Origin of the sequence: Ancylobacter sp. SL191, assembly GCF_026625645.1 — a bacterium.
Taxonomy (GTDB): domain Bacteria; phylum Pseudomonadota; class Alphaproteobacteria; order Rhizobiales; family Xanthobacteraceae; genus Ancylobacter.
Genome location: NZ_CP113056.1, coordinates 762,621 through 780,390 on the forward strand (window position 1 = coordinate 762,621; position 17,770 = coordinate 780,390).

At 68.4% G+C, this 17,770-nt stretch carries 15 protein-coding genes and 2 tRNA genes; 10 read left to right on the forward strand and 7 right to left on the reverse strand.

All coding sequences use genetic code 11. The annotated features are described in order from the left end of the window. The first annotated feature begins 85 nt into the window (after window positions 1-85). The 5 genes from OU996_RS03330 (at window position 86) to OU996_RS03350 (ending at window position 5,286) form a co-directional block, all read left to right on the forward strand. Window positions 86-1,303 carry an ABC transporter substrate-binding protein gene (locus OU996_RS03330; protein WP_267584242.1) on the forward strand — a complete coding sequence of 406 codons (1,218 nt, stop codon included), beginning with the start codon at window positions 86-88 and terminating at the stop codon, window positions 1,301-1,303. 50 nt (window positions 1,304-1,353) lie between these two features. After that, a complete protein-coding gene (locus tag OU996_RS03335) occupies window positions 1,354-3,276 on the forward strand; it encodes an ABC transporter permease (protein WP_267584243.1) in 1,923 nt (640 codons plus the stop codon). Beyond that, window positions 3,273-4,028, forward strand: coding sequence for an ABC transporter ATP-binding protein (locus tag OU996_RS03340; RefSeq protein ID WP_267584244.1), 756 nt, complete (start codon window positions 3,273-3,275; stop codon window positions 4,026-4,028). Before OU996_RS03335 ends, OU996_RS03340 begins: the two co-directional genes overlap by 4 nt. Next, window positions 4,025-4,723 carry an ABC transporter ATP-binding protein gene (locus tag OU996_RS03345; RefSeq protein WP_267584245.1) on the forward strand — a complete coding sequence of 233 codons (699 nt, stop codon included), beginning with the start codon at window positions 4,025-4,027 and terminating at the stop codon, window positions 4,721-4,723. Before OU996_RS03340 ends, OU996_RS03345 begins: the two co-directional genes overlap by 4 nt. Window positions 4,724-4,872: 149 nt before the next feature. Continuing rightward, complete coding sequence (locus OU996_RS03350) at window positions 4,873-5,286, forward strand: MarR family winged helix-turn-helix transcriptional regulator (RefSeq protein ID WP_267584246.1); 414 nt, start codon at window positions 4,873-4,875, stop codon at window positions 5,284-5,286. 16 nt (window positions 5,287-5,302) lie between these two features. On the opposite strand, the gene OU996_RS03355 is transcribed toward OU996_RS03350, so the two are convergent. Further along, window positions 5,303-6,052: an aspartate/glutamate racemase family protein gene (locus OU996_RS03355; RefSeq protein ID WP_267584247.1), complete on the reverse strand. Its 750-nt coding sequence runs from the start codon at window positions 6,050-6,052 to the stop codon at window positions 5,303-5,305. Window positions 6,053-6,246: 194 nt separating this feature from the next. Here OU996_RS03355 and OU996_RS03360 point away from each other — a divergent pair, with 194 nt between their 5' ends. After that, complete coding sequence (locus tag OU996_RS03360) at window positions 6,247-6,939, forward strand: hypothetical protein (protein ID WP_420712685.1); 693 nt, start codon at window positions 6,247-6,249, stop codon at window positions 6,937-6,939. 13 nt (window positions 6,940-6,952) lie between these two features. Here OU996_RS03360 and OU996_RS03365 read toward each other — a convergent pair. Then, a tRNA-Gln gene (locus OU996_RS03365) sits at window positions 6,953-7,027 on the reverse strand. A gap of 156 nt (window positions 7,028-7,183) precedes the next feature. Here OU996_RS03365 and OU996_RS03370 point away from each other — a divergent pair. Then, window positions 7,184-7,260: transfer RNA gene (locus OU996_RS03370), tRNA-Pro, on the forward strand. A 212-nt stretch (window positions 7,261-7,472) separates the two neighbouring features. Here OU996_RS03370 and OU996_RS03375 read toward each other — a convergent pair. Beyond that, window positions 7,473-11,000 carry a glycosyltransferase gene (locus tag OU996_RS03375; protein ID WP_267584248.1) on the reverse strand — a complete coding sequence of 1,176 codons (3,528 nt, stop codon included), beginning with the start codon at window positions 10,998-11,000 and terminating at the stop codon, window positions 7,473-7,475. A 495-nt stretch (window positions 11,001-11,495) separates the two neighbouring features. Between OU996_RS03375 and OU996_RS03380 the strand changes: the two genes are divergently transcribed. Beyond that, window positions 11,496-12,428, forward strand: a complete 933-nt coding sequence (locus OU996_RS03380) for an amidoligase family protein (RefSeq protein ID WP_267584249.1) — start codon at window positions 11,496-11,498, stop codon at window positions 12,426-12,428. A 3-nt stretch (window positions 12,429-12,431) separates the two neighbouring features. Here the strand turns inward: OU996_RS03380 and OU996_RS03385 are convergent, their stop codons facing one another. Together OU996_RS03385 and OU996_RS03390 are read right to left on the reverse strand one after the other, a co-directional pair. Further along, window positions 12,432-12,971 (reverse strand): ferritin-like domain-containing protein, encoded by a 540-nt coding sequence (locus OU996_RS03385; RefSeq protein ID WP_267584250.1) that lies wholly within the window; start codon window positions 12,969-12,971, stop codon window positions 12,432-12,434. Between the two features lie 100 nt (window positions 12,972-13,071). After that, window positions 13,072-13,692, reverse strand: a complete 621-nt coding sequence (locus OU996_RS03390; protein WP_279315235.1) for a carbonic anhydrase — start codon at window positions 13,690-13,692, stop codon at window positions 13,072-13,074. A 171-nt stretch (window positions 13,693-13,863) separates the two neighbouring features. Between OU996_RS03390 and OU996_RS03395 the strand changes: the two genes are divergently transcribed. Beyond that, window positions 13,864-14,775, forward strand: coding sequence for an MBL fold metallo-hydrolase (locus OU996_RS03395; protein WP_267584251.1), 912 nt, complete (start codon window positions 13,864-13,866; stop codon window positions 14,773-14,775). 17 nt (window positions 14,776-14,792) lie between these two features. On the opposite strand, the gene OU996_RS03400 is transcribed toward OU996_RS03395, so the two are convergent. Both OU996_RS03400 and OU996_RS03405 read right to left on the reverse strand, forming a co-directional pair. After that, window positions 14,793-15,578, reverse strand: a complete 786-nt coding sequence (locus tag OU996_RS03400) for a DUF1499 domain-containing protein (RefSeq protein ID WP_267584252.1) — start codon at window positions 15,576-15,578, stop codon at window positions 14,793-14,795. Window positions 15,579-15,588: 10 nt separating this feature from the next. After that, window positions 15,589-16,296: an HAD family hydrolase gene (locus OU996_RS03405; protein ID WP_267584253.1), complete on the reverse strand. Its 708-nt coding sequence runs from the start codon at window positions 16,294-16,296 to the stop codon at window positions 15,589-15,591. Between the two features lie 46 nt (window positions 16,297-16,342). Here OU996_RS03405 and OU996_RS03410 point away from each other — a divergent pair, with 46 nt between their 5' ends. Next, the gene (locus OU996_RS03410; RefSeq protein WP_267584254.1) at window positions 16,343-17,728 is read left to right on the forward strand and encodes an extensin family protein; all 1,386 of its coding nucleotides are present in this window, start codon (window positions 16,343-16,345) and stop codon (window positions 17,726-17,728) included. The last annotated feature ends 42 nt before the right edge of the window (window positions 17,729-17,770 follow it).

Sequence of the window (17,770 nt, forward strand, 5' to 3'; positions counted from 1 at the left end):
CTATAACGGGGCTGGACGTGAGGCGGGCGGGCGATACCTTGTCGCCGGGTTTCAAAGCGTGGGGCAGATGATGATGCGCGGCAGGATGGTTCGGACGGTGCTGCTCGGCGCGGCCCTCGCGCTCGGCGCCCCCTTGGGTTTCACGGCGCCAGCGGGTGCGGCCGAACCGATCCGCATCGGCGAGCTCAACAGCTACAAGGCGCAGCCGGCCTTCCTCGAGCCCTACCGCAAGGGCATGGAGCTGGCGGTCGGCCAGATCAACGCCGCCGGCGGCATCGCCGGGCGCCCGCTCGAACTCATCACCCGTGACGATGGCGGCAATCCCGGCGACGCGGTGCGCGTGGCCGAGGAACTGGTGACGCGCGAGAAGGTCGACGCGCTTACCGGCACCTTCCTCTCCCATGTCGGGCTGGCGGTCGCCGGCTATGCCGCCAAGCGGCAGGTGTTCTTCCTCGCCGCCGAGCCGCTCACCGACAAGATCACCTGGTCGGACGGCAACCGCTACACCTTCCGCCTGCGCGCCTCGACCCACATGCAGGTCGCCATGCTGATGCCGGAGGCGGTGGCCGCCAAGCGCAAGCGCTGGGCCATCGTCTACCCCAATTATGAATATGGCCAGTCGGCCGCCGCCACCTTCAAGAAGCTGCTCAGCGCCGCCCAGCCCGATGTCGAATTCGTCGCCGAGCAGGCCACCCCGTTCGGCAAGCTCGATGCCGGCCCGGTGGTGCAGGCCATCGCCGATGCCAAGCCCGACGCGGTGTTCAACGTGCTGTTCGGGCCGGACCTTGCCAAATTCGTGCGCGAGGCCAACACACGCTCGGCGCTGGACGGCGTGTTCGTGGTGAGCCTCCTGTCGGGCGAGCCGGAATATCTCGACCCGCTGAAGGCCGAGGCGCCGGTCGGCTGGGTGGTGACGGGCTATCCCTGGTACGACATCGCGCTTCCCGCGCACAAAGCCTTCCTCGACGCCTATCAGGCCGCCTATGGTGAGCCGCCGCGCCTCGGTTCCGTGGTCGGCTATGCGACGATCAAGTCGCTCGCCGCCGGCTTCGCCAAGGCAAGCGCGGCGGGCGGCATCGACGCCGAGCGCATGGTGGCCGCCTTCAAGGGGCTGGAGGTCAGCGGGCCGTTCGGGCCGTTCATCTACCGCGCCAGCGATCATCAGGCGACCATGGGCGCCTTTGTCGGCACCACGGCGGTCAAGCACGGCACGGGGGTGATGACGGGCGCGCGCTATATCGACGGTGCGAGCGTGCTGCCGTCTGACGCCGAGGTGAAGGCGCTGCGCCCCGCCGCCGACTGACCACGCTCGACGGACGCACAACGACTGAAAGCGCCGGGGAACCCGCCATCATGTCTTTCGAGGCGTCGTTTCAGGCGTTCTCCGCCGAATGGCCGCTGGTTCCCGCCCTGGCCTTTCAGGCGATCAACGGGCTGGCTTCCGCCTCCACCTTGTTTCTGGTGGCGGCCGGCCTGTCGATCATCTTCGGCGTCACCCGCATCGTGAACATGGCCCACGGCTCGTTCTACATGCTCGGGCTGTATGTCGCGGTGACGCTGGCGCCGATGATGCCCGGCCCCCTCGGCTTCTGGGGCGCCGTGCTGGCGGCGGCGCTGGCCATGGGGGTGCTCGGCGCGCTGGTCGAGTTCACCGTGCTCCGGCGGATCTACCGCGCGCCCGAGCTCTACCAGCTGCTCGCCACCTTCGCCCTGCTGCTCATCATCAACGACGCCGCGCTCTGGCTGTGGGGACCGGAGGACATTCTCGGGCCCCGCGCGCCCGGCCTGACCGGGGCGGTCGACCTGCTCGGCCGGCGGCTGCCGCAATACGACATTCTGCTCGCACTCATCGGCCCCATTGTCCTGACTGTCCTCCACACTGCACTGACTTACACCCGCTTCGGCCACCTCATCCGCGCCGCCACGCAGGACCGCGAGATGGTCGCCGCGCTCGGCATCAACGAGGCGCTGCTGTTCACCGCCGTCTTCGCGCTGGGGGCGGGACTGGCAGGGCTGGGTGGCGCGTTGCAAATGCCGCGCGAGCCCGCCAACCTGTTGATCGACCTGACAGTTCTGGGCGACGCCTTCGTCGTCGTGGTGGTCGGCGGCATGGGTTCGATCCGCGGCGCCTATCTCGCCGCGCTGCTGGTGGCGCAGATCAAGGCGCTGTGTACCGCCCTCGGAATCGTGGAGATTGCCGGCTTCGCCTTCAACATGAGCAAGCTGACGCTGGTGGCGGAATTTCTCGTGATGGCCGTTGTACTTATCCTGCGCCCGCACGGTCTTTTCGGTGTTTTGATACCTCCGTCGGCCAGCCGCGCCCATGTCGAGCCGCCGCTGCGCCCGCTCGCCGGCAGAGGACGATTCACGTTCATTTTCATAGCGTTAGGCCTTGCCGCCCTGCCCTTCCTCGGCGGCGCTCTCGCCTATGCGCCGGTGCTGGCGCTCGATGTGATGATCGCCGCGCTGTTCGCCGCCTCGCTGCATTTCCTCATGGGGCCGGGCGGCCTCGCCTCCTTCGGCCACGCCGCCTCCTTCGGTCTCGGGGCCTATGGCGCCGCCTTTGCCGCCACCGCCTTGGGCCTTGACACGCCTACATCTTTCGCCGTCGGCATCGCCGTCGCCGCCCTCGGCGCGGCGCTGGTGGGCGGGCTCGCGGTGCGGCTGGAAGGCGTCTATTTCGCCATGCTGACGCTCGCCGTGGCGCAGATCGTCTGGTCCGTGGTCTATCAGTGGGAGGATGTTACCGGCGGCTCCAACGGGCTGTTCGGCATCTGGCCGCAAGCGCCGTTCGACACGCGCACCGGGCTCTATCTCGCCGCTCTCGCTATCGTGGCGGCCGGCGTCATGCTGTTGCGGATACTAGCCTTTTCGCCCTTCGGCTACGCCTTGCGGGCGACACGGGATTCCGCCCGGCGGGCGGAAGCGAGCGGTATTTTCGTACAGCGGGTGCGCTGGCTGGCCTTCATCGTGGCGGGCACGCTGGGCGGCGCGGCGGGCGCGCTCTTCGCCTTCGCCAAGGGCTCGATCTCGCCGGAAACGATCGCGGTCAGCCGCTCCATTGACGGACTGGTCATGGTGCTGCTCGGCGGCGTGCAGAGCCTCGCCGGCCCCCTGCTCGGCGCCGCCGGCTTCACCCTGCTGCAGGACACGGTAATGCGTGAAACCGAGTATTGGCGGGCACTTATGGGCGCGCTCATCCTGCTGATCGTGGTCGCCGTTCCCGGCGGCATCGCCGGCGCGGTCGCCCTGCTGCGGCGCGGGGGCGGGCGATGAGCGTGCTCGCGGTGGAGAATCTCAGCAAGGCCTATGGCGGCGTGCGCGCGCTCGACGGGGTGAGCTTCACCCTCGCCGCCGGCGAACTGCTCGCCCTGATCGGCCCCAATGGCGCGGGCAAATCCACCTGCTTCAACATCGTCAACGGCCAGATCCGCGCCGATTCCGGCCGGGTGTGGCTGGGCAAGCATGATGTTACCGGCGCCTCGCCCCGCCGCATGGCGCTGGCCGGCGTCGGGCGCACCTTCCAGGTCGCGCAGGTCTTCGGCTCGATGACGGTGCGCGAGAATGTGCAGATGGCGCTTCTGGCCGCCGCTCGGCAGATCTTCCGCTTCGCCCGCCCCGCCGCCACGCGGATGCGCAGCGAGGCCGACGGGCTGCTCGGGCAGACCGGCATGGCCGCGCTGGCCGACGCGCCCGCCGCCACGCTCGCCTATGGCGACGTGAAGCGCCTCGAACTCGCCATGGCCTTGGCCGCACAGCCGAAACTGCTGCTGATGGACGAGCCGACCGCCGGCATGAGCGTGACGGAGCGCCTGGCCCTGATGGCGCTGGTGCGCGACCTCGCCAAGCGGAGCGGTATTTCTGTACTGTTCACCGAGCATTCCATGGACGTGGTCTTCGGCCATGCCGACCGGGTGATCGTTCTGGCGCGCGGCGCCCTGATCGCGGAGGGCACGCCGGACGTGGTGCGGGCCGATCCCAACGTCGCCGCGCTCTATCTCGGCCGGCGCGGCGGAGGCCGGGCATGAGTTCCCCGATCCTGGACATCGAAGGTCTTGAGGCGTGGTACGGCGCCGCGCAGATCCTGTTCGACCTGTCGCTCACCGTGGGGCGCGGCGAAGCGGTGGCGTTGATCGGACCGAACGGCGCCGGCAAGAGCACCACGCTGAAGGCGATCCTAGGGCTGGTGCAGCGCCGCGCGCGCCGGCTTTCTCTGGAGGGGCAGGATATTACCGCCCTGCCCACCTTCCGCATCGCCCGATCCGGTGTCGGCTATGTACCCGAAGACCGCCGCATCTTCACCGAACTCACCGTCGCGGAAAACCTCGCCATCGCCCGCCGCCCGCCACGCCCCGGCATGGGCGGAAGGGTCTGGGACGAGGCCGCCGTCTTCGCGCTGTTTCCGAACCTCGCGACGATGCGCGATCGGCCGGGCGGGCAGATGTCCGGCGGCGAGCAGCAGATGTTGGCGGTGGCGCGCGCGCTCGTCAGCAACCCCGCTTTGCTTCTCCTCGACGAACCCTCGGAGGGCGTCGCCCCCATTATTGTCGATCAGATGATGGAGGCGATCGCATCCATGAAGGCGCAGGGACTGTCCATCCTCATCTCGGAACAGAACAGCGACCTGACCGACGCCATCTGCGACCGCAGCTATCGCATCGATCATGGCGGCCTGAGCGACGGGTCCATCCCGGCGGCTCCGAACCTCGCGACCGAGCCCTGACCAATTCCTGTGCATCATCCTGTAATTTAACGATGTTCCGGCTTCGAGATTTGCGAGCCGGCTCATTCATGCTGAGATGCATCACACAGATCAGGGACGAGATGATGGCCGGACGACGCGGGGGCAGCGAGACGACGGACGACGCCCCGATGGCGCCCTATCGTCTCGACGACCAGTTCGGCTTTGTCCTGCGCCTCGCCGCCCAGCGCCATGCCGGGCTGTTCGAGGCCGGCATGATCGAAGGACTGACAGCTCCCCAATTCGCGCTACTCGTGCGGCTGCGCGAGGTCGGCCCCTGCTCGCATCAGCGCCTTGGCCGCCTGCTGCATCTCGACCTGCCCACCGTGAAGGGCGTGATCGACCGGCTCACCGGCCGCGGCTTCGTCCTGAGCGCCGACGACCCGCTCGACAAGCGGCGCCAGGCCGCCGGCCTCACCGAGCGTGGCCTCGCCGTTGCCGACGCCGCCATAGAGGCGTCGCGGGCCATCACCCAGCGCACGCTTGAGCCGCTCACCCCCGGTGAAGGGGCGCAACTGGTTGCCCTGTTGCAGAAACTGACGTAGCGGGCGTCAACGCCCTTCAGGGCTGGCGCGGCGCGAACTCCGCCAGCAGGCCCGCATAGGGCTTCGCACGCGGCGGGGCATAGGGCCCGGCCTTCGAGGTGGCGAGGCCGGTGCGCACCAGCCCCTCGGCCAGCGCCACCGCGCTCGCCACGCCGTCGATCACCGGCACGCCATGTTCCTCGGCCAGCGCGCGGGCGAGGTCCGCCATGCCGGCGCAGCCGAGCACGATGGCCTCGGCCTTGTCCGCGGCGACGGCACGGCCGATCTCGGCGGAGATTCGCGCGCGCGCGTCCGAGGCCGGGTCTTCCAGCTCCAGCACCGCCACTTCCGAGGCACGGATGGCGCAGCAACGCGCCAGCAGCCCGTAGCGGGCGAGGTTGGCCTCGATCACCGGCACGGAGCGTGACAGCGTCGTCACCACGGCGAAGCGATGGGCGATCAGGCTGGCGAGATGAAAGCCCGCCTCGCCAATGCCGACCACGGGAGCCCGCGCCAGCGTGCGGGCGGCATCGAGGCCGGTATCGTCGAAACAGGCGATGATATGGGCGTCGACAGCGCCCGCCTCACCCGCTTCGGCCTTGGCTATGGCACGCAGCAGGCCCGGCAGCGCCAACGCATCGTCATAGAAGCCCTCGATCGAGGCCGGGCCCATGCTGGACGTCGCGGCCATGATCTGCGTGCCCGGTGACGCCACGGCCCGCGCGGCGGCGGCGGCCTTCTCGGTCATGGAGGCGGTGGTGTTGGGATTGACGAGATGGATGCGCACGGGAAACGCGCCTGTCTGGAAAAGGATCGCCCGCTTCTAGCATGGGGCCTCACCGGGCAAAGGACTATTTGAAGGACCGCATCTCCGAGCCGAGCCACCGAAGAATGGGGACGCGGCGCGACGGGATTGCCAGCTCGCCTCAGGGGCGGGCACAACAGAGACCCTCCCATTGCCCCTCCCACGAGGCCCCCGTCGTGATCTCTTCAGCGCTCCGATCCGGTCTTGCCGCCGCCCTCCTCGTCCTACTTACGGGACCGCTGGGTGCGCAGGAGCCCCCGCTGCGCGCCTGGCCGGACACCGCCACCGCCCGCCTCGGCGCGCTCGCCCTGCTGCAGACCCTCAATGCCGAGCTTCTCAGCAACCCCAGCGCGACGCTGACGCTGGACCGCTGGTGCGCCGCGCACCGGCTGGCGCCGGCCGGCGCGAAGATTGTCGCGCAACGGGTGACGGGCGCCGACAAGCCGGCCACCGACGCCATCCGGCAGATGCTGGGGGTCGGCGCGGAGGAGCCGGTGCGCTATCGCCGTGTGCGGCTGGCCTGCGGGGAGCGCGTGCTGTCGGAAGCCGACAATTGGTACGTGCCCGCGCGGCTCACGCCGGAGATGAACCAGCAGCTCGAGACCACCGACACCTCATTCGGCCGGGTCGTGCAGCCGCTGCGCTTCCGCCGGCAGACCCTCGCCGCGACGCTTTTGTGGCAACCGCTGCCCGAAGGATGGGAGATGGACGCGCCGCTGCCCGCGCCAGGCACGCAGCCACTCGCCATACCGGCCTTTGTGCTGGAGCACCGCGCCGTGCTCACGTTGCCGGACGGCCGGGCCTTCAGCACGCTGGTCGAGAGCTACACGGCGAACGTTCTGGGCTTTGCCTGGCGGGACGGATTGTGAGCGGCGCGGCCGATGGCTGGGGCGGGAGGATTCGAACCTCCGCATGGGGGAATCAAAATCCCCTGCCTTACCGCTTGGCGACGCCCCATCAGCCGGCTGGCGCGGGGCGGACATAGCCACAGGACGGCGCCGCTTTCAACCATCCCTCGGTCCGCGTCATCCACAGGCTGGGCACGATCCACGATTTCACGACCCGCTGCCCTTGCTACCCGGCTCATTCGCATGTTAGAGGCTCGCGCCGCGGCGGAGTGTAGCGCAGTCTGGTAGCGCACCTCGTTCGGGACGAGGGGGTCGCAGGTTCAAATCCTGCCACTCCGACCATCCATTCCCGAGACTTCAACAAGTCGGACCACCGCGCAGCCTCCTCCGGGAGGGCCCCCACGGGGGCAGAGACCAGATCGGCATGATGGATGGGCTGCGAGGACGTGACGCGCTCGCGAACCACGTTGCATCGCCGTGCGGCCTCTTCCGCGCCCGCCGGGCTCGGAAGCCTTGAATCCCCCACGCCGGCGGCAACGGGCCGGTGGACGCCTTCAGCCCAGTTCCGCACGCATCGACCGTCCGGACATCACCGCGGCATCGATCGCGCCCACATAGCTGTCGATCATCGCGTCGAAGCTGAACTTCGCGAAAGCCTCGGTAGCCGCGCGCGCCATCTGCCGTGAGGCCAGCTCATCGTCGAGGAACAGGCGCATCGCCGCGGCAAGGCTCTCAGCGGTGACCACCCCCTCGGCGTTACGCTCAACCACGATACCCGCGATCTGCTTTCCCTCGCCGCTCGACAAAACCCAGGGGCAATTGCCAATGTCGGAGGCGATAACAGGCTTGCCCTGCGCCAGGAACTCAATGAGCACGAGAGGCATAGACTCGCCCGGGAACCAGCTCGGCAGAAGCCCGACATCGCTGAGGGCGATATAGTCCGCGAGGCGGCTCGTATGAGCCACGCGATGAACGCCATCCGGCAATGGCATGGCGTCGATCTCACTCGCGACCGGGCCGTCCCCTATCAGCAACAGATGCGCCCGATCACTATTGGGCACATGCTGGCGCAGCCATGCGAAGGCCTCCATGGCCACCAGCCAGCCCTTGCTGGCGATCGCCCGGCTGGCAAGCGTGAACACCACCGCGTCGTCGGGGATACCAAGCGATTGGCGCGCGAGCGGGCGGGTCGACACGGCCGTGAAGCCGTTGGTAATGTTCACCGTCGCTCGTGGCGTCACATAACCCTGACTGAAGACCCGCTTGTTCTTCGCAGCCGTCCACACCCAGAGCGCGACATGGCGCTCAGCGGCGGTAAAGACCTCCTGATGGTCGTCGAACTCCTCGAGGTTATCGAGAACGTTCTCGTGGCAGCCATGCATGATGACGGTCCATGGCGGGCGCTCGCTGTCAGCCAGCGCATCCATCGTCCGCGCCATCCACCGGTCGGCCCACCAGTGCCCGGTCACCACGCGTTCCAGATTGTAGTCCCGCATGATGGCGGGCAATCCGCGCGCCTCGATCTCGGCCGCCGACAGGACGGGGACGTCCGGGGCAATCGCCGAGAGCACCGCCTCGTGCGCAGGCTGGTGACCGGTGGTGAACAGCACGGCTGGCGACCCCTTTTCCAGCCAGCCGCTGACGAATCGCGCCGCAAACATCTGTGCGCCACCACCTGAAAGATCGCCGACGCCATAGAGCACGCCCGGCGGCCGAGGCCGTGCGGCACTTTCCGGCACCCGCCCCGCTGGCAGAGGCTCGGACCAGCCAAAGCGCGCAGCCTCCCCCGCCAGCCGCTGGGCAAAGGCCGCATCGCGCGCCTCGTCGGGACCGTAGAGATGGCGCGTCAGCGCGTTCGTATCGGCCAGTTCCTGGAAGTAGAGATGGGTGCCTTCGATCCGGTGAGTGACCGTCTCATCGTGGCGGCGATGATAGTTGACCGCCTCGTGGACATAGGCGATGCGGCCGCCATGAATGGCGGCGAGGTAGAAGGCCCAGTCGCCGGCCAGCCGAAAATCGACGGCGACCGCCGCCGCGCGCCGCGCCGAACCGCGCCGCACCACGACGCCGCTGGCATTGGGAATGCAGTTCCCGCGCCCCAGCGCGGCATTGACCTCGAGGCGGGCGGGAATATCGAAGGAGGCCTTCCACCGCCCGGGCGCAATCGAATCGAGATAGGCGGTGGCATAGTCACCCACGATCTCGCCTTGCGCGTTCATCGGAATCGACCGGCCATGGGCGAGCCGGATGCCTGACGCCGCGAAGGTTGGAACGATCTTCGCGAGGAAGTCGGGCTCGCACACATCGTCGGCCTCGGCGATCCAGAGCAGGTCGCCGGTGGCGGTCTTGATCACTTCCGACCAAGCCCTGAAGACGGATCCGCTATTCGTCTCCGCCCGGAGGACGCGGGCCAGCGGATGCTCGCGGGCAAAGGCCTCCAGCATCGGTACGGTCTCGTCCTTCGAGGCGTCGTCTCGCAGGACGATCTCGACATCCTTGAAAGTCTGATTCGCGATCGAGCTAAGCCGCGGCTCCAGATATTTGGCCGAGTTGTAGGTCGGCACCAGAACAGAGACGCGTGGCGGGATACCCGCAACCCGCCGCAGCGTCAGCAGTATCTCCATGCACGCCCGATCGGTCGTGTAGAGCGCCTCGACCCGCTCGCGCGCCACGTGGCCGCAGCTCTGACGCACGGCATCATCATCCAGAAGCGCCTGGACGGCGGCGAAGAAGGCGGCCTCATCACCCAGTGTGACAGCCCGACCGGCGGGAGGGAGGCCCTCGGGCACCACCATGGCATGAATGCCGCCCGCCTCACGAAAGATGACGGACGGGACGAAGGCGAGGGCCGCTTCCAGGCAGACCAGTGGGAACGGATCCTCGCTGGAGGTGAGCGCGAAAACATCGGCCAGCTGAAGCAGTTCGCGAAAATCCGAGCGCGTGCCGATGAACTCGACCCGATCGGCCACCCCGGCCATCTTGATCAGCTCGCGTATGGCCTCGAGGTCTTCGCCGTCACCAATCCAGATGAAGCGCACGTCGCCGGTGATGGCCGTCGCCATGCGGACGAAGGTCTGCGGCTGCTTGCGCCAATGCACGGTGCCACAGCCCATGACGATTTTGGCATCGCTTGGCCACCCCATCGAGGCTTTCAGCCGGGCCTTTTCGGATGCGCGTAGCGGCGCCGTAAGACCATTGTGGTCGATAAAGCAGGAGCGCACGCTCAAGCGGTCGTCCGCGAAGCCACGCGCGCGCAGAAATTCGGCGACGGGCTCGCCGTCACAGAGAACGTGATCAACCCTCTCGCGCAGGAGCAGCTCTTCAAGCGGGAAGCGGTCGGCGACTTTCTCCAGCTCATGGACGAACGCCAGGCGCGGCGAATCGTAGGGGTCAATCTGGCAGTATTTTCCCGAGGCGATTGAATTGATGAAGGTGAAAGCAGGAGCCGCACCGACGAATTCGCGTACCTTCGCCCGCTTGTTGTCGGTCGTATCTTCATCCCAATCAGACTTATCGAGCCGAAGAACGGGGGCAATCTGCCGAAAGGCCTCGAATCTCGGTCCATCCTCGAGGCAAATGATACGGACGTCATAGTCCGTATGGTTCTGAAACCACCGGGCGATCACTTCGAGCACAGCCGGAGCACCGGTAAGGCTTGCGTCATGCGACACAAACACGGCGATCGGACCGGTTTTAGCTGCGTAATGCACGGCAGGGCCCGCCACCGGCGCAGAGACAGCGTTCGCTTGCGGCAGCTCGTCGCCGAAGGAAATGCCGCGACGTTCGAGTTCGACGACGATCGCTGCGGGAGGCAGCGCGGCGACTTCGATTATTCCGTACTGCAAGAAATGAAGCAGCGGATTGAGGCCTGCGGCGGCCACGTCCGGGCGGCAGTCAAGATACGTGCGCGTATCGAAATGAGGGCCCGGATTTCGCCCTTCGCGCGCGCCATGCTGGATGTAATGTTCGACCGGGTTGGCACCGGCTTCAGCAACGTCCGGATAATTATCTAAATACCAATTTTTGTCAAAAAATGCAGAAGCTTCAAATAATTGCTTCATGAATTCGAATTTATATTTCATACTTGAATTACCAGCACCACACTAGGCGTTTTACTTAAAAAATCTGAGTAAAGGTCGAAGGTATTTCTTCTCAAATGCCTTGAACGACATGGGCCAATAGAAATAAATCCACGGCGCGAATGTGGTTGCCTGCGATTTCTGGTTCGCTCTGTGCGCACGAAGGACGGCGGCACTTTCCGCCAAAAGCAGATGAAGCACCTCGACCTGCCGCTGCAAATCAGCGGGCGAGCGGGTCGCCACCGCCGACGGAACCGGAGAGGCTACCGCAACTGACGTGGCTGAATCCGAGCGTGTCAACGGGAATTCTCCACGGATAAGATCGAACACGGCACTATATAGCGAGCGATGCAAGTTCATTTCAATGAAGGCCGCCCATTATACCGCTGGATTCACCCGTCAAACACATCGTCCTTCTGTAGCAACCCCCGCCCACGGACGCGATGAAGGTTGACGTTACGTCTGGAAAAAGCCGGGTGTCGTGCCCAGATAGGGCGAATGAAAGCCGCGCCCCGGGTCGAGCCCGGTTCTCTCCTCGCCTTCGATGCCTTGCCCCGCCCGCTTGATTCGGCTGGGCGGCCGCGCCGCGTCGGGATCGAGGTCGAGTTTACCGGCCTCTCGGAGCGCCGGGCTGCGGGCGTGCTGGCGGCGCATCTGGGTGGGCGGGTAGAGGAGGAAGACCCCTTCGCCTTCCATCTGCTCGACTCGGCGCTGGGGCGCATCAGCGTCGAGCGCGACCTGCGGCACATCCATCCGCACCGGCCCTATCGGCACCCCGCGCCCTGGCTGCGCCCGCCGGCCTCCACCCTGGTCGCGGCCTCCCTTGGCCCGATCATCCCGCGCGAACTGGTGACCGAGCCCTTGCCGCCGGAAGACCTTCCGTCCGTCGACGCGGCTCTCGCCCGGCTACAGGCCGCGGGCGCCGGCGGGGACCGCGCCACGCTGGCGGGTTCGCTCGGGCTGCACCTCAACATCGTCCCCCCCGATCCGGCGCCAGCGACGATCCTGGCGCTGCTGCGGGCCTATCTGCTGCTGGAGGACGAATTGCGCGGGGAGATCCTGCCGTCCGGCCTGGCGCGGCTCTATGCGCCGGAGCCGTTCCCGGCGGCCTATCGGCGACATGTGCTCGATCCCGCCTATGCACCGGACCTGCCGGCGCTCTGCGATGACTATCTGGCCGCCAACCCGACGCGCAAGCGCGGGCTCGACATGCTGCCCTTGTTCCTGGAACTGCTGGGAGAGCGTGTGGCCGGGCGCATCACCGACAAGGTGAAGCCGCGCCCCGTGCTGCATTATAGGCTGCCCGTGGCACGCCTTGGCGTACCCGGCTGGAGTCTCGCCGGGGATTGGAACCGGTGGGTGCGGGTCGAGCGGCTGGCCGCAGACACGGAGGCCCTCGCCGCCCGCACGGCAAGGGCGCTGCAGCGGTAGATATTAGCCGGCGAGCACGGCGGGCAGGCGACCCGAGCGGCGCACACGCTGCTCGGCGAGGCAGCGCTCGGCGAGCACCTGAAGCGCGGCGGTAGCGCGACGGCGGCTGCTTAGATTCTCATGCAGCAGGCGCGCACTCTCCACTCGGCCGCCCTGGCGCAGCCAGCCGATCACCGTCTGATAGCGCGTAAGGCTGTAGGCCGCGACCGCCTCGACCGCGCCGATGATGGCGGTGTCCAGCACATGATAGCTGTCGATCTCGTCATTCAGCTCGTCGGCGCTGATGAAGATCCCGTCGATCGCCGGGGATTCGACCAGGCACGGCGTCGCGCCATGCAGGCGGAACACATCGTCGACGCGCTCCATATAGGCCTCGGAGGCCTCGACCCATGTCTGCATCTCGTCCTGCAGGCGGACGTCGGAGAGCTTGCCGGCGAGGATCGGCAGGGCACGCTGGATCCGACGCTCGGTGTAGCGCAGTTCGGCGAGGGCCTGCAGAAGGAGGTCGTCGAGCGATTTGATGTCTTTCGTGAGCAACCCCATCGCGTCTCTCCCAATGCATTGATTGGCAGGACAGAGCCTGCAACCCGCCTAACGCGGATTGCCGGCCGGAGTTCCACATGGGGAGGGGTCGGAGTCCGGCTCAGGCCGGGCGGAACACGCCGTCCTCATCCAGCCGTTCCAGCACCCCGGTCGCCACCGCGAAATAGGCGCCGTGCAGCACCAGCCGGCCATCCTCCAGCCGCTCGCGGACCCAGGGGAAGGTCTCCAGATTGCGCAGCGAGAGCTTCACGCACTGGTGTTCGAGAATGCGGCGCTGCTCGGCCGGGTCGCTGGAGAGGTTGAGCGCGATATCGCGGGCGGGGGTGGCGATGCGGATCCAGTCCGGCAGGAAATCCTGCGCTGCGTCGGGCGCGCCGTCGATCAGCGCGCCGGCGCCGCCGCACAGCGCGTGGCCCATCACGACGATCTCGCGCACCTCCAGCACCCGCACCGCGAATTCGAGGGCCGCGCTGGTGCCATGGTGGTGGTGGTCGGGCGTAGAATAGGGCGGTACGATATTGGCGACGTTGCGCACCACGAACAGCTCGCCCGGCCCGGCGTCGAAGATCATGCTGGGATCGACGCGGCTGTCGGAACAGGCGATCACCAGGGTCTGCGGGCGCTGGCCACGCGCCGCCAGCTTCTCGAACAACGCCTTACGCTCCGGCCAGGAGGTCGCGCGAAACCGGCGATAGCCGTCCACCAGCTGATCCATCGTCATCCCTCGCTCACGCACGCCGCCTGCGCTCCTTAAAGGCGTGTCGCGCAGGAGGCAATCCTGCCGCATGGAGAGACGGTCGGCCCGCAAAGCATAAGGCGACGCCGGTGCCTCGACAGCGGCCATGGGCTGGGCTAGGGCGACAGCGCGGGCAAGCTAGAAGGAGCCACGCGCATGGCCGAGGACATCCCGTTCGACCGCCGCTTCGACGCCATCGCCGGCGTGGCTGACGAAGTGGCGCCTGGCGTGCGCCGCGTGCTCGCGCCCAATGCCGGGCCATTCACCTTCACCGGCACCTGCAGCTACATTGTCGGGCACGGCGAGGTGGCGATCATCGATCCCGGCCCGGACGATCCCACCCATGTCGCCGCGCTGCTGGCGGCGGTGCGCGGGGAGACCGTCACCCACGTCATCCTCACCCACACCCATCGCGACCATAGCGGCGCGCTCGCCGCCATCGTCGCCCACACCGGCGCCGCGACCTATGGCGAGGGCCCGCACCGGGCGGCGCGCGCGCTGCATGCGGGCGAGGTCAACACGCTCGACGCCGCCGCCGACCGCGCTTTCCTGCCGGATGTCGCGCTGGCCGATGGCGCCCGCATCGCCGGGCGCGGCTGGGCGCTCACCGCGCTGGCGACGCCCGGCCACACCGCCAACCACATGGCCTTCGCGCTGGAGGATGCCGGGCTCATCTTCGTCGGCGATCATGTGATGGCGTGGTCGACCTCCATCGTCGCCCCACCAGATGGGGCGATGAGCGACTACATGGCCTCGCTGCACCGGCTGCGGGCGCGGCCCGAGACCTTCTACCTGCCGGGCCATGGCGGGCCGGTGCGGGAGGGGCACGCCTTCGTCGAGCGCTATATCCGCCATCGCGAGGCGCGCGAGACCGCCATCCTGCGGGCGCTGGCGCGCGGGCCGATGAGCATCCCGGAGATCGTGCGCGCCATCTATATCGGCCTGAACCCACGCCTGTTCTACGCGGCGGGGCTGTCAACGCTGGCGCATCTGGAGGATCTGGTCGGGCGCGGCGAGGTGCTCACCGAAGGGCCGGCGGCCTTTGACGGCACGTTCCGGCTCGGCTGAAGGCACGACGGCGCGCGTCAGCGGCGCGCGCGGCCCTGTGCGTCGGCGAGTTCCGCAAGAAGCTGGTCGATGCGCCGGGCATTGGCGCCGAAATCGCGATCCGAATTGCGCGAGACCGAGCGCATGTCGATGCGCGTGCCCTCGGCGGTGCGGCGCAGGCGGATGACAACATCGTCGCGCAGGCCGAAGGGCAGGCTGCGCGCCACCGCCTCGATGCGTCCCTCGCGCTGGCCGCCGCGCGGCGGCACCGCATCGACCACCAGCCATTTGTGGCGGGTCACCAGACCCATCAGCGCCTTGTAGACGTCATCCGGCGGCACATCGACGATCATCGGCTTGATGCCGGGATAGGCGTCGCGCTGCTCGGCGCTGGCGCTCGCCCCCGCATAGGCGAGGTTGTTGGCCGCGCGCGAGCGCAGCTGGCCGAGCGTCTGGAAGGTCGGCGGGTCGTCCATGTCGGTGGTGATGTCGTGCAGCGCCGGCAGGCCGACGCTGAGCGCCGCCACCGTCGCGGTCGGGGCGATGAGAAGCAGCGCCAGCGCCGCAGCCCCGATCACCCGGCCAAGGCCGCGCAGCCCCTCGTTCCAGATGACGACAAAGCCGGCGAGCGCCAGCAAGAGCGCCAGGGCGGACAGGCCGACACCCGCCAGTACCGCATAGACCGCGCTGCGGAAATCCAGCGTCTCGGTGGCGTAGAGGCCGAGCGCGATCGCCGTCACCGGCAGGGCGAAGACCGCCGCACGCAGGCTCCACACGGCGAGCTTGGAGACGCGCTCCTCGACATAAAGCCGGCGGCGGATCATCGCGGCGCCCTCACACGCATTCCAGCATCAACTCGGCGAGGTGCTCGACCGAATCGACGATGAGGTCCGCCTCATCGGCAAAGCCGTCCACCGGCTGCGGGCCGCAGCGCACCAGGATGGCCTGCGCCCCCGCCGCCTTCGCCGTGTCGAGGTCATGCTTGGTATCGCCGACCAGCGCGATCTCGCTGGGCTTGAGGCCGGTGAGGGAGGCGAAGGCCTCCACCATGCCCGGCGCGGGCTTGGAGCCGAAGCCGGAATCATGGCCGTAGACCGCGCTGAGCAGCGCCGTCAGCCCGAGGATCTCCGCCTGGATGCGGGCATTGGCCTCGCCGTCATTGGTGGCGATGCCGAGCGGCAAGCCAAGCGCGTGAAACCGCGCCAGCGTCTGCGCCGGGCGTCCGAGCGGGGTGAGGTAGCGCCGGCCTTCCTGCACGAACAGCCGGTCCACCTCGCGGAAGAAGGCAAGGTCGGCCTCGCGCCCCAGCGCCTTGGCCCAGGCGGGGCCGTATTGGCGCGAGGAACCGGCGATCAGCGGCGAGCTCTGCAGGAAGCGCCGCTCGGCGGGAATGTAGTGGCTGACGGCGTGAAGCGCGGCGAGCCCGACATCGTCCTCGCCCGCCAGCGCGGCCATCACGGCACCGGCGGCCGGGCCCCAGGTACGGTCGAAATCGACCAGAGTACCGTCCTTGTCGAACAGAATGGCGCGTGGAGCGTTCACGGTAAGTCGATGCCCGGCCGAACAGAACAGAGAAGGGCCTGATAGCATGGATTTTCCGAGGCTCCCATCGCGCCGCACGCGCCTGACCTCGCATGCCGCCATCCTTGCCGCCATCGCCCTGATGCTGGCGACGCCGGCCGCCGCCGATCCGCTGAAAGAGATCGGCAGCGGCTTCGACGAGGCGGGCCGCGCGCTCAACCGGGAGGTCGGCGCGTGGTTCAGCGACGGCAAACCCGCCCGCACCACGCGCCGCCGGCTTCCGGCCACCGCGCCGCTGCCCCTGCCGCGCCCGGCGGAAGGTGGCCCGGCCGCCAGCGCCGCTCTTCCCACGGCGCCACCTGCGGCGGCGGATGCACCACCGGCCGCCGCCGAGCCGGCACCCACGGCTACTGCGCCAACACCGCCTACGGCGCCCGGCGCCGTGCGTGTCGCGGCACTTCCCGCCCCCGGCGTGACGCGCGAGGCGGTGAAGCCGACGCCGTCCGACCGGACGGAGGCCCAGACCAGCACCGAGGCTGCGGCGCAGGACACGTCGTCCCCTCAGGCGCCCGCGACACCGGACGCCACGGGTCGCGCCGCGACGGCTCCGGCCGAGATCCCACGCCCGACGCCCCGGCCGGCCGAGCCCGAACCGGACCGCGTCGCCGCTTTGCCGCCCGCCGAGGCCGCACCCGCCGAGAGACCCTCCGCGGGCGCGAGCATCCCCACCATCTGCCCGGAACTCTCCGCGCAGGATCTCGGCGCGTTCACCCCGATCACCGTCACCGCGACGGATCCGGCCTGCGCGGTGGACCGGGGCGTCAGCCTCACCTCGGTGCGGCTGAAGGATGGCCGGACCATTCCGCTCCAGCCCGCCGCCGTACTCCGCTGCGAGATGGCCGCCTCGGTCGCTCACTGGCTGCGCGACGAGGTCGACCCCGCCGCCGCGACGCTCGGCTCGAAACTGTCGGGCCTCATGGTCGCCGCGTCCCAGCAATGCCGCCCGCGCAACCGCGTGGCCGGCGCCAAGATCAGCGAGCACGGGCGCGGTAACGCCATCGATGTGCGGGGCCTGATGCTGGAAGACGGCCGGCGCGTGGTCATCGGCACCCCCGAGGGCGGCAAGGAGGAAGCCATGCCGCTGGCCTTTCGCGAGAGGCTGAAAATGGGGGCCTGCGCCGACTTCACCACCATTCTCGGGCCGGGCTCGGATGGCTATCACGAGCAGCACCTGCATCTCGACCGCGCCGAGCGGCGCAGCGGTGCGGTGCTCTGCCAATGGGCCGTCGCCGGCCCGCCCCCGAAAGCGCCCGGCACCGCCGCGCCGCAGAACACGCCCACTGGGGAGACGCCAACTCCTGCCGCCCGCCCGGCCCAGGCGCCGGGACGCGAGGGCGCCGAACCGGACGAACCGGATGAGGAAGGCCCGGCGGACGAGGCGCCCACGCCGTGACCGAATAAGGCCGGCCGTAGCGGCATGATGCGAAGGGCGCGC